Genomic DNA, 11,195 nt, shown 5'->3' with positions numbered 1-11,195 from the left:
CCTCACCTACAAACTACTAGGACGTCCTACTAAATGCCCAGCGTCGCAGGTGACCGCCCCTCTCAGAGGCGTTCGTACGGCCTGCGGCCCCGCGTTCTGACGTGGGTGCGATGGATCGGCGGCGGCCCTTCGTGGAAGCGGTTGGGCGCCCGTTCGCGCACCGGAGGTTCCACTGGTTCCGGTGGGGGCTCCGGGGTTGGCGCGTTCCATGGGACGAGCTCGCGAAGGACCCTGCGGTGCGTGCCACGACTACGGCCGGCCAGGCGGAAGCTCACCACGACGGTGGTCAGCACGATGAAGGCGAGCAGGGCCTGCGGGGTGCCGAGGAGGTCAAGCGGGGAATCGTTCGCGGGCATCTCGGTGTAGGTCTTGAGCTCGGGGGCGTAGGCGGTGGGCTGTTCGGTGGGCTGGAGCGTGCCGGCCAGCGTCTTCTCCTTGACCACGCGGGGCAGGCCGTAGCCGACGACTTTCTCCTGGTCACGAAATTTCCGCTTTAACCAGACTTTGTCGACATTCGCCTCGATGGTGCGGATCTTGGTGCCGTCGACCTTCTCCACGATGCCCACGTGGTCGACGCCCTTGTAGCTCTTGCCGCCGCTCCAGTCGTAGAAGACCAGGGCGCCGGGCTCGGGCGTGCGCGACCAGGCGCCCTGCTTGATGAACCAGGCGGCGTGCGAGGGTGTCCAGGCGAACTGGCCGACGTACTCGCCGACGCCCGCCTTCTCCGCGGCCCACGCGATGAACATGTCGCACCACGGCGCGTTCTTGTACTGGGGATCCTGGAGGCGATCCGCGTACCACTCGCCGAACTTGGTGTGCTGCCCGCCCTTTTCCCGGTATCCGAGCTCCGGGCGGACCTTTTCCAGAAGATCTTCAGCGATCGGGTCCAGGACGACTCCTCCCAGATAACCGGCAGATCACGATGGACTGTAGTAGCGCCTTCGTGATCGCGTGCCGTACATCCGGAAGATAGTCACTGGGGTGGCAAAATGTGGCTTTTGTGGCGCGGGTGACTAGCTACTACGCGGCTTAGGAACCAGCCCCGACGCGGAAGACCTTCGCGTCACCCTCCCCCGGTGACACGACGTCCGCCACGATGACGGTGACGTTGTCCGGCGAGCCGCCCTGGTTGGCAAGATCGATCAACCTCTGGACGGCGAGGGCCGGGTCGGCCACAGTGGTCAGGATCTCGTGCAGGATCTCGGGCCCCAGGACCCCGGTCAGCCCGTCGGAGCAGAGGAGGTAGCGATCTCCAGGATCGGCCTCGCGCAGCGACATGTCCGGCTCCGCCCTGCCCTCGCTGCCCAGCACGCGCAGCACCATCGACCGGCGCGGATGCACCGCCGCCTGGTCCTCGGTAATCCGCCCTTCGTCCACCATGGACTGCACAAGTGTGTGATCCTTGGTGATCTGGTAAAGAGCACCGTCGCGAAGCAGGTACCCACGGGAGTCACCCAGATGAGCCAGCGCGAAGCGGTAGCCGTCCCACAGCGTGGCGGTGACCGTGGTGCCCATCCCCCGGCGCGCGGGGTCGATGTCGGCCAGCTCGACCAGCCGGCGCGCCGCCTCGTGCACGGCGCCCTCCAGCGCGGCCTCCAAATCGGCGCCCGTCTCGGGAAGCGACGCATCCAGCTCGCGCATGACGGCGATCGCGGCCGAGCTCGCCAGCTCTCCCGCCGCGTGCCCGCCCATGCCGTCCGCCACGACGAGCAGGCGGGCGCTCGCGAAGCCCGCGTCCTCGTTCTGCTCTCTGCGGCGGCCCACGTCTGATCCCGCGGCATAGCGGATGTTGTGCTTCATACCCTGCAGTAAATCATTGGTTGAAAGACTTCACAAGCAGATGCGCTGAAGACTCTTGTGAACTACTGTGGGCGTCATGAGCCACGACCCCACCGTCAACGCCGGGGACATCGCCCGGCTCGCCGGTGTCGGGCGTGCCGCGGTCAGCAACTGGCGACGCCGCCACGACGACTTCCCCCAGCCGGTCGGCGGAACCGCCAACCAGCCGTTGTTCCTGCTGCGCCAGGTCGAGGCCTGGCTGCTGCGCTATGGGAAGTCCTACCAGGTATCACTGGCCGACCGGGTGTGGCAACGCCTGAAAGCCGCCGGAGATTTGCGGCTCGGCGAGCTCGTCGCCGAGGCCGGCGCGCTGCTGACCGGCGGCGAGAGCGTGCCGGACCCGGAGCTGGCCGCGATGATCACCGAGCTGGCCGGCGAGGAGGGCGCCGCGGCGGCCTACGACTTCCTCTGCGAGCGCTACCTGGAAGCCCACTCCCGCCAGCTGTCCGTCACCCGCGAGGAAGTGGCCGCGCTGATGGTACGGCTGGCCGTGCCGGAGGGCGGGACCGTTCTCGACCCGGCCTGCGGCGTCGGCACCCTCCTCCTGGCCGCAGCCGGCGCCGTCCCCGGGCCGCGCTACCTCGGCCAGGACCTCAGCGCCTCCTCCGCCCGCATCGCCGCCGCCCGGTTGCGGCTCGGCGGCCACGAGGCCGAGATCGTCGCCGGCGACTCCATGCGCCGCGACGGCTTCCCCGGCGCCAAGGCCGACGCCGTCGTCTGCGACCCGCCCTTCAACGAACGCGCCTGGGGCTACGAGGAGCTCACCGGCGACCCCCGCTGGGAGCACGGCCTGCCGCCGCGCGGCGAGTCCGAACTGGCCTGGGTACAGCACTGCCTCACCCACGTCCGGCCCGGCGGCACGGTCGCGATCCTCATGCCGCCCGCCGCCGCCAGCCGCAAGCCCGGCCGCCGCATCCGGGCCAACCTCCTGCGCGCCGGCGCCCTGCGCGCGGTGATCGCGCTGCCGGGCTCCGACCTGTGGCTGCTGCGCCGTCCCACGCAGGGCGAGCGCCCGCCCTCCGACGTGCTGATCGTGGACGCCACCGACGACCTGTCCGCCGTCGAGCCCGCCTGGCGCGCGCACCTGGAGGACCGTTCCGAGCAGACGGTACGCATCATCGACCTGCTCGCCGACGAGGTCGACATGACCCCGGCCCGGCATCGCCGCCTGGAGGATCTGGGCAGGGCCTTCACCGAGGCCCGTGACAGGTTTCTGGCGGCCTCCGCCGTACCGCCGGATCTGAAGGTTCTCGACCAGCCGCTGGAACGGCCCGTCACCACCGTCGGCGACCTCATCAAGGAAGGGCTGGTCGCGGTGCTGCAGGCACCGCCGCGCATGACCGCCGACGGCGGCGAGCTGCCCGTGCTGACCGCCGACGACGTGGCGCAGGGCTCGCCACCGTCCGGCCGCACCACGCCGTCCACCGGTCTGGTCCCGGTACTACCCGGCGACGTCGTGGCCTCCTACTCCAGCGTCCGCGTCATCGGCGAGCCCGACGGCGTGCTCGGCCCGCACCTCACGCTCTACCGCGTCGACCCGCGCCGCCTGGACGCCGACTTCCTCGCCGGTTTCCTGCGCGGCGCGGGCGGCCGCGCCACGACCGGCTCCAGCCGCTTCGACGCCCGCCGCACGCGCCTGCCCCGGGTGTCCATGGAGGAGCAGCGCGAGTACGGCGCCGCCTTCCGCCAGCTGGCCGATCTCGAAGACGCGCTGCGCGAGGCCAGCGCGCTGGGCCAGTCCTTGATCCGTCTCGGCCTCGACGGCTTGATCGACGGGCATCTGCACCCGTAGTCCTGACGGTGTAGTTTTTTCCCGAAAGGCTGCGGGGAGGGGCGAATGGTCATCGGCGACCGCTATGAGCTCGACGACCTCCCGCTCGGGCAGGGCGGCATGGGCGCGGTCTACTCCGGGCACGACCGCCACCTCGACCGCAGGGTCGCCGTGAAGCTCCTGCACATGCGCGGATTCAGCGCCGACGACGAGGAACTGGAGCGGCGCTTCATCCGCGAGGCCCGCATCCTCGCCCGCCTGGAACACCCCGGCGCCCCCGTCCTGTACGACTTCGGCACCCACGAACAACGGCTGTTCCAGGTCATGCAGTTCATCGAGGGCGTCACCGTGGCCGACGTCGTCAGCGAGCACGGGCCGCTGCCGGTGCCGTGGGCCTGCGCCATCGCCGCCCAGGCCGCCGCCGTCCTGTCAGCCGCCCACGCGCTGGCGATCTGCCACCGCGACCTCAAGCCCACCAACCTCATGCTCTGCCCGGACGGCAGCGTCAAGGTCCTCGACTTCGGGCTCGCCATGCTCCGCGAAACCGACCTCGGCCAGTTCACCCGCATCGGCCAGATCCTCGGCACACCCGCGTACATGGCGCCCGAGCAGATCCAACGCGGCCTCGCCGACCCGCGCAGCGACCTGTACTCCTTGGGCTGCGTCCTGCACGAGATGCTGACCGGCCGCCAGCTGTTCACCGGCCCCACCGACTACGTGGTCTTCGAACAGCAGGTGAAGGAGTCGCCACCGGAGATCCCCGGCCTGCCTCCCGAACTGGCCGCGATCCTGGCCGCCCTGCTGGAGAAGACGCCCGAATCCCGCCCCGCCGACGCCGCCACCCTGTACCGCCGCCTCGACCCCCTGGCCCAGGGCCTGCCGATGCTCCCCGGCTTCCTCGCCCCCGACCCCAGTCCGGGCCGCATGTACGCCCGAATAGTAGGCCGAGCCCTAACCCCCTGACCCACCCTCACCGCCCCCGGTCTCCCCTCCCCCGTCTCTCCTCCTGACTGCTCTTCCCTCCCCCTCACCGCCTCGCCGCTCCTCTTGCCGGCCCACCTGCCACCGGCTCTCCAGGCCCTCCCGCCCTACGGCGGCCCTCAGCCCTGGCGCGCCTCCCTCTGCTGTTCGGTGGCGCGCCCCCTTGCCCGGTCTCGATGGGTGTCGGGAGCGTGAGGCCGATGAGTTTTTGTCGGTCCCGAGGTCAATAGTGGTGCCCATCACATTCCCCGAGGAGACTCTCACCATGACCGAGCCCGTCGCCGGACAGGGTGCGCGCTGGCTGCGCGGACCGCTCCGCCCGTTCCAGCACGGCCAGTACCGCCTGCTGACGGGCTCACTCACCGCGTCCATGCTGGGCGAGGGCCTGTGGCTGATGGCCATGGTCTGGCAGGTGATCGCCCTCGACGGCAAGGCGGGCGAGCTCTCCATCGTCTCCACCGGCGCCGCGGTCGGCATGGTGGCCACGGTGCTGCTCGGCGGTGTGATCGCCGACCGGGTCCCGCAGCGCCGCGTACTCCTGACGACCGAACTCGTCCTCGCCGCCTCCGCCATGGTGATCGCCGCCCTGGCGCTGACCGGCGTGATCGAGATCTGGCACCTGGCCGTGGTCGCCTTCGTGCGCGGCATAGGCAGCGGCTTCTACTACCCGGCCTACTCGGCGATGCTCCCCTCCATCGTCCCCGCCGACCATCTGCTGGCCGCCAACGGCGTGGAGGGCGTCCTGCGCCCGGTCGTCATGCAGGCGGCGGGCCCGGCGATCGCGAGCTTCCTGGTGGCCGCCCAGTCCCCGGCCGCCGCCCTCGCGGTAGGCGCCGGTACGCAGATCGTGGCCACGATCTTCCTGGTCTTCATGCGCCCGGTCCCGCTGCGCAGAGACCAGAGTGAGGGAGACACCGGCCACCCCGTCAGATCCATGGCCAAGGACCTGCGCGACGGCTTCGTCTACATGCTGAAGACCCCGTGGCTCCTGGCCACCCTGCTCTTCGCCTCGCTGATGATCCTGGTGACGATGGGCCCGATGGAGGTGCTCATCCCGTTCGCGGTGAAGGACGGCGCGGGCGGCGGCCCGAAGGAACACGCCATCGTCATGGCCGCCTTCGGCATCAGCGGCGCCCTGGCCTCATTGGTGATGGCCAGCCGCAAACTCCCCAAGCGTTACCTGACCGCCATGAACCTCATGTGGGGCCTCGCCTGCCTCCCCTTCATCCTCATCGGCGTGGCCTCCAACATCTGGCTGATCGTGCTGGCCGCGTTCATCCTGGGCGCCCTGTTCAGCGCGCCGATGGTCATCTGGGGTACGTTGCTCCAGCGCCGCGTACCCCCGGAACTCCTGGGCCGTGTATCCAGCCTCGACTTCTTCGTCTCCCTGGTCTTCATGCCCGTCTCCATGGCCCTGGCCGGCCCGGTGAGCGTGGCCATCGGCCTGACCCCGACGTTCATCATCGCCGGCATCCTGCCGCTCCCGATCGCCATCATCGCCATCCTGCTGGCCCGCATGCCCGCCGACGAACTGGCCCACCCCCTGGACCACGAACCCACCCCAGAACCCAACCCCCAACCCACCACCCCCTAACCCCACCCCCTCACCCAGCCAGTCGGCGCCCCACTGCCTCGCCCTTTGAGCCCTGCCCCTGCCTTGCCCCAGACCCCGCCCTCGGCTCGGCTCGGGCCGCCGAGCGGGGGTTTGGGGGGTGGTCCGGAAGGGGGTGGGGTGGGTTGTTATCTGGTTGGGTTTGGGTCGGGGGGTGTGTTGTCCAGGTAGGCGAGCACTGCCGCCACGCGCCGGTCCACGCGGTCGGTCTGGGCCAGGTCGAGTTTGGCGAAGATGTTGCGGATGTGCTTGTGCACCGCGCCTTCCGAGATCACCAGCTTCTCGGCGATCGCCATGTTGCCCAGGCCTTGGGCCATGTGGGAGAGGACTTCGCGTTCGCGGGCGGTGAGCTGGTCGAGGGGGTCGCGGCGGCGGGCGAAGAGCTGGGCGACCACGTCGGGGTCGATCGCGGTGCCGCCGTCGCCGACCCTGTTCAGCGCGTCCAGGAACTCTTCGACCTTGCCGACCCGCTCCTTGAGCAGGTACCCGATGCCGCGGGTGCCGACGGCCAGCAGGTCGGTGGCGAACGCCTGCTCCACATACGCGGACAGCACCAGAACGCCCAGTTCCGGATGCAGGCGCTTGGCCTTCACCGCCGCCTTGATGCCCTCGTCGGTGTGGGTGGGCGGCATGCGGACGTCCACGACGGCCACGTCGGGGCGGTGTTCCTCGACGGCGGCCAGGAAGCCCTCCGGCTCCCCCGCGGCGGCCGCCACCTCGATGCCTTCGCCGGTCAGCAGCAGGACCAAGCCCTCACGCAGCAGGGCGTCGTCCTCGGCGATCACGACTCGCACGGCAGTTCCACCTCGATCATGGTCGGCCCTCCGTCGGGGCTGGTCAGAGCCATCGTTCCGTCGCGCGCCCCGACGGTCAACCGGCCCGCCGCGGTCTGGGTGCGGTCATGCGCGTGGCGCATCCGGCCGCGGTCCGCGCGCGGTCGTGCGCGTGGCGCCTCCACTCGGGGTGAGCCGCGCCGCGTACTCGGACGGATCGACGCAGCGCTGCGGGACAAGCGGCCAAGTCGCGACCACTGGCCGACCGGGTCGAGCCGACCGGGTCGCGATCGGGGACCTGCCGGGTCGTGACCGGAGCCGACCGCGTCGCGGCCGTGCCCGCCGGGCCGTGACCGGGGCCTGCCAGGTCGCGATCGGGGGCCTGCCGGGTGGCGACCAAGGCCCGCAAGGGCCTGGGCGGGGTGCGACCGGACTGTTGGGGAACTGGACGGATCTTCTTACCGCCTGCACTACCGTGACGTGGGTAGCTCGCGGGATTCCTGCAGCTCAGGGTGCTTTCTAGGGTTCTTCTCATGAACGATCCCTACCGCATCAGCCCGAAGAGCGCCCCCGGCAAGCGGAGCCCCGTGGGCAGAACCGCCACCCGTGCCGTCCTCTGGCTCGTCCTGACGGTGAGCGCGGTGGTGAACGTGATCGCCAACAACATCCTCCATGGAACCGCGGCGATCGGCATCGTCGCCGGGCTCGTCGCCGTCGCGTGCATCGCCGGCCTCATCGTCAGCCACGTCTCGGGGCGCCGGGCATGAGCCACGTCGTCACCCTCACCTCGGTCACGAAGAAGTACGGCGAGCTCGTGGCACTCGACAACGTGTCGCTCGGCTTTCCGCAGGGCCGGTTCGTGGCCGTGATGGGCCCGTCGGGGTCGGGCAAGAGCACGCTGATCCAGTGCGCCGCCGCCCTCGACCAGCCCACCTCCGGCTCGGTCACGATCGGCGGCGTCGACGTCGGCTCGCTGAACGAGACCAAGCGCACCGTCCTGCGCCGCGAGCACATCGGCTTCGTCTTCCAGTCCTACAACCTGCTGCCCGCGATCACCGTCGAGGAGAACCTGACGTTGTCGCTGCGGCTGGCGGGCAAGCGGCCCGATCGTGCCTGGATCGGCGAGCTGGTGGAGCGGGTGGGGTTGCAGGATCGGTTGCGCCACCGGCCTGCGGAGTTGTCCGGCGGGCAGCAGCAGCGGGCGGCGATCGTTCGCGCGCTGGCCGGGCGGCCGGACGTGGTCTTCGCCGACGAGCCCACGGGCGCGCTCGACCTGCGTAGCGCCGCCCAGGTGCTGGACCTGTTGCGCGGCCTGGTGGACGACCTCGGGCAGACCGTCGTCATGGTCACCCACGATCCGGCCGCCGCGGCTCGCGCGCACGACGCGCTCGTCATGGCGGACGGGAAGGTGGTCGACGTCCTGGCCGAGCCGTCGGCGGAGGACTTGGCCGCGCGGCTCACCCAGCTTGCCCGGGGCGGGCTCGCCGTACACGCTGTGGGGGGTGCGCTGTGATCAGGACCGCGCTCGCGATGTCGGGGCTCGGTGGGCTGGTCGTGGCCTTCTTCGCGGTGTTCGGCGGCATGGCGCTGATCACCGGGACCGGCGTGATCATCGAGTCGGGGCTGCGCTCGAACATCTCCGGCCAGCGGCTCGTCCACGCCGACGTGCTCGTCTCCGCCCCGCAGAGCCTCGCGCAGGAGGGCGATCTGCCCGTTGCGCTGCCCGAGCGGGCCGTGCTGCCGGCCACACTGGCGGGTGAACTGGCCCGCCTCGACGGCGTCGCCTCGGCCACGGGTGACGTGAGCTTCCCGGCCACACCCCTGGGCGACCTGAAGGGCGACGCCACACCGCCGGACGACGGAAGGAGCGACGCCAAGAGCGACGTGAAGGGTGGCGCAAAGAAAGAGGTGGAGGGTGGCGCCGCATCGGCGGGCCAAGCCGTGGCGGGGACCGGGCATGGGTGGGATTCTGCGGCCCTTGCCGGGGGGAAGCTGATCAGTGGCCGGGCGCCGCGGGCCGGCGACGAGATCGTGGTGCCCAAGGCGCTGGCCGTACGGCAGGGCGCGAGCATCGAGGTCGTCGCGGGCGGCAGGCGGGGCGAGTACCGGGTCACCGGTGTCATGGACGGGCCCGATCTGTATTTCGCCGACCGTACCGCCGCCGAGCTGGCCGGCCGGACGAGCGGCCCGCGCGCGGGCACCGTCGACCTGATCGCGCTGCGCGCCGCACCGGGCACCGACCCGGCGAACCTGGCCGAGGCCGTGCACCGCAAGGTCGGCGAACGCTACGAGGTACGCACAGGGCCGGACAAGGGCGACGCCGAGTCCCCCGGTACGGCCGCCGCCCGCGGCATGCTGATAGCCCTGCCCAGCTCGATCAGCGGCATCAGCATGCTCATCGTCGGCTTCGTCGTGGGCGGCGGCATCTCGCTGTCGATCACCCGCCAGCGCCGCGACCTGGCCTTGCTGCGCGCGGCCGGCGCGACCCCGCGCCAGGTGCGCAAGCTGGTCGCCGTCCAGGGCATGACCGCCGCCCTGGCGGCCCTGCTGCCCGGCGCCGCCGCCGGCTACTACCTGGCCGCCCACTTCGGCGATCTGCTGATCCATCTGGGCCTGCTGCCCCCAGAGCTCCCGCTGACCTACAGCCCGATCCCTGCCGCCGCCGCAGCGCTGGTCCTGCTCGGCGTGGTGCGGGTGTCGGCCTGGGCCGTCTCGATCTCGGCGTCCAAGATGCCCGCGGTCGCCGCGGTGCGTGACGCGCAGAGCGAGCCGCGCCGGCCGTCGGCCGTACGCTTCAACAGCGGCCTGCTGATCATCCTGGCCGCCATGGGTCTGTCGACGATGCCGTTGTTCCTGCGCGGCGAGGTCGCGGTCCTGGGCCCCAGCATGGGCGGCCTGCTGTCGGTGATCGGCCTGGCGCTGGCGGGTCCGAGGCTGGTGCAGAAGGCCACCGGCCTGCTGGTCCGGGTGCTGCCCGCCCGTGTGTCCCCGCCGCTCTGGCTCGCGGTGTCCAACACCCACGGCTACGCGCTCAGGACGGCCGGCGCGGTCGCCGCGCTCGGCATGGTCATCACGCTGGGCACCAGCAACGCGCTGACCCACACCACCGTCATGCGGGCGACCGCCGACGAGACCGCCCGTACGCTCAGGGCCGACGCCGTCATCACCGCGCCCGCCTATGGCGGCATCCCGCGCGACCTGCTCGGCGAGGTCCGGGCCGTGCCCGGCGTGAGCTCGGCCGTCACCGCGTCGACCACGACCGTCATCGGACGCGGCCTCGCCCTGGGCGACGGCGCCGAGTCGGCGATGGCGCGCTCCGCGATGGTCCTCGGGCCGGAGGCCCGCGGCCTGGTCGACCTGGGCGTCACCAAGGGCGGTCTGGCCGATCTCAAGGGGCCGTCGATCGCGATCGACGAGCGTTCTGGCTCGGTGGGCGAGCATCGCGACCTCGTGCTGGGCGACGGCGCCAAGGTCAGGGCCCGCGTCGTGGCCACCTACAGCCGGGCACTCGGACTCGGCCCGATCGTGCTCGCGCGCGACCTGGTCGCCGGGCACACCACCACGGATCTCGACTCGACCGTGTTCGTGCGCACGGCCGACCCGTCGGCGCTGAACAAGCTGAGCGAGCGCTGGCCCGCGCTCAGCGTCGCCTCGGCCGCCACCTCGCCGCAGGCGGGCGAGACCTCCGCGCAGTTGTGGATCAACATCGCGGTGCTGGCCGTTCTGCTCGGGTACGTGCTGGTCTCGGTCGCCAACCGGCTGGTCGCCACCACCGCGGCCCGTGGCGCGGAGCTGACCGCGATCAGGCGGCTCGGCGCGACGCCGGGCCAGATCCGCTCGATGATCCGCTGGGAGGCGCTGCTGATCGCGCTCACGGCGTCGGTGGCCGGCCTGCTGATGAGCGCGGTGCCGCTGATGTTCCTGAGCATCGGCTTCCTCGGCCGCCCGTGGCCGGCCGGCCCGCTCTGGCTGGCGCCAGCGGCGGTGGCGGTGGTGTGCGCGGTGGTCGGGCTGGCGTACGACCTGCCCGCCCGCCGGCTGGTACGGCGCAGCGAGCGGGTGGCATGAAAGCGCTCCCAAACCGAAGAACGACCGGCGCGACCTGGGCAAACAGCCAGGAAACACCGAGAGAGCGTTCTCTTATGTCGCTCGGATCGTTATCTAACCTCCGTTGACGAGCTGCAGTGAAGGGCGAGATAACTCTGAGAGAGCGCTCTCT

The 11,195-nt window shown here is 71.1% G+C and carries 10 protein-coding genes; 6 read left to right on the top strand and 4 right to left on the bottom strand.

All coding sequences use genetic code 11. The features are described from left to right. Nucleotides 1-62 precede the first annotated feature (62 nt). Together ACIBHY_RS11795 and ACIBHY_RS11790 are read right to left on the bottom strand one after the other, a co-directional pair. Nucleotides 63-866, bottom strand: coding sequence for a CHAP domain-containing protein (locus ACIBHY_RS11795; RefSeq protein WP_397306816.1), 804 nt, complete (start codon nt 864-866; stop codon nt 63-65). Nucleotides 867-1,029: 163 nt separating this feature from the next. Then, complete coding sequence (locus tag ACIBHY_RS11790) at nt 1,030-1,800, bottom strand: PP2C family protein-serine/threonine phosphatase (protein WP_397094837.1); 771 nt, start codon at nt 1,798-1,800, stop codon at nt 1,030-1,032. 76 nt (nt 1,801-1,876) lie between these two features. On the opposite strand from ACIBHY_RS11790, the gene ACIBHY_RS11785 reads away from it, so the two are divergent. The 3 genes from ACIBHY_RS11785 to ACIBHY_RS11775 all read left to right on the top strand — a co-directional run bounded on the left by ACIBHY_RS11785 (nt 1,877) and on the right by ACIBHY_RS11775 (nt 6,185). Then, nucleotides 1,877-3,631: a class I SAM-dependent DNA methyltransferase gene (locus tag ACIBHY_RS11785; RefSeq protein ID WP_397252462.1), complete on the top strand. Its 1,755-nt coding sequence runs from the start codon at nt 1,877-1,879 to the stop codon at nt 3,629-3,631. A gap of 45 nt (nt 3,632-3,676) precedes the next feature. Next, complete coding sequence (locus ACIBHY_RS11780) at nt 3,677-4,573, top strand: serine/threonine-protein kinase (protein ID WP_397252461.1); 897 nt, start codon at nt 3,677-3,679, stop codon at nt 4,571-4,573. Between the two features lie 283 nt (nt 4,574-4,856). Then, a complete protein-coding gene (locus tag ACIBHY_RS11775) occupies nt 4,857-6,185 on the top strand; it encodes an MFS transporter (protein ID WP_397306670.1) in 1,329 nt (442 codons plus the stop codon). A gap of 146 nt (nt 6,186-6,331) precedes the next feature. On the opposite strand, the gene ACIBHY_RS11770 is transcribed toward ACIBHY_RS11775, so the two are convergent. Both ACIBHY_RS11770 and ACIBHY_RS11765 read right to left on the bottom strand, forming a co-directional pair. Then, complete coding sequence (locus ACIBHY_RS11770; protein ID WP_397252459.1) at nt 6,332-6,997, bottom strand: LuxR C-terminal-related transcriptional regulator; 666 nt, start codon at nt 6,995-6,997, stop codon at nt 6,332-6,334. Beyond that, nucleotides 6,985-7,119: a hypothetical protein gene (locus ACIBHY_RS11765; RefSeq protein ID WP_397306669.1), complete on the bottom strand. Its 135-nt coding sequence runs from the start codon at nt 7,117-7,119 to the stop codon at nt 6,985-6,987. Before ACIBHY_RS11765 ends, ACIBHY_RS11770 begins: the two co-directional genes overlap by 13 nt. 390 nt (nt 7,120-7,509) lie before the next feature. On the opposite strand from ACIBHY_RS11765, the gene ACIBHY_RS11760 reads away from it, so the two are divergent. The 3 genes from ACIBHY_RS11760 to ACIBHY_RS11750 are packed head-to-tail and all read left to right on the top strand — an operon-like array spanning nt 7,510 to nt 11,044. Further along, entirely contained in the window at nt 7,510-7,743 is a 234-nt protein-coding gene (locus ACIBHY_RS11760) for a hypothetical protein (RefSeq protein WP_397252457.1), read from the top strand. After that, nucleotides 7,740-8,489, top strand: coding sequence for an ABC transporter ATP-binding protein (locus ACIBHY_RS11755; protein WP_397252456.1), 750 nt, complete (start codon nt 7,740-7,742; stop codon nt 8,487-8,489). The genes ACIBHY_RS11760 and ACIBHY_RS11755 overlap by 4 nt, the downstream gene beginning before the upstream one ends. Further along, nucleotides 8,486-11,044 carry an FtsX-like permease family protein gene (locus ACIBHY_RS11750; RefSeq protein ID WP_397306668.1) on the top strand — a complete coding sequence of 853 codons (2,559 nt, stop codon included), beginning with the start codon at nt 8,486-8,488 and terminating at the stop codon, nt 11,042-11,044. The genes ACIBHY_RS11755 and ACIBHY_RS11750 overlap by 4 nt, the downstream gene beginning before the upstream one ends. The last annotated feature ends 151 nt before the right edge of the window (nt 11,045-11,195 follow it).

The organism is Nonomuraea sp. NPDC050547 (assembly GCF_044457345.1).
Classification (GTDB): domain Bacteria; phylum Actinomycetota; class Actinomycetes; order Streptosporangiales; family Streptosporangiaceae; genus Nonomuraea.
The sequence above is the reverse complement of the archived record's forward strand: the minus strand, read 5'-3'. Positions and strand labels throughout refer to the sequence as shown.

Bases quoted from the DNA above. Each gene is read 5' to 3' on its own strand.
- ACIBHY_RS11790 (WP_397094837.1), bottom strand. From the start codon at position 1,800: ATGAAGCACAACATCCGCTATGCCGCGGGATCAGACGTGGGCCGCCGC.
- ACIBHY_RS11785 (WP_397252462.1), top strand. From the start codon at position 1,877: ATGAGCCACGACCCCACCGTCAACGCCGGGGACATCGCCCGGCTCGCC.
- ACIBHY_RS11780 (WP_397252461.1), top strand. From the start codon at position 3,677: ATGGTCATCGGCGACCGCTATGAGCTCGACGACCTCCCGCTCGGGCAG.
- ACIBHY_RS11775 (WP_397306670.1), top strand. From the start codon at position 4,857: ATGACCGAGCCCGTCGCCGGACAGGGTGCGCGCTGGCTGCGCGGACCG.
- ACIBHY_RS11765 (WP_397306669.1), bottom strand. From the start codon at position 7,119: ATGCGCCACGCGCATGACCGCACCCAGACCGCGGCGGGCCGGTTGACC.
- ACIBHY_RS11760 (WP_397252457.1), top strand. From the start codon at position 7,510: ATGAACGATCCCTACCGCATCAGCCCGAAGAGCGCCCCCGGCAAGCGG.
- ACIBHY_RS11755 (WP_397252456.1), top strand. From the start codon at position 7,740: ATGAGCCACGTCGTCACCCTCACCTCGGTCACGAAGAAGTACGGCGAG.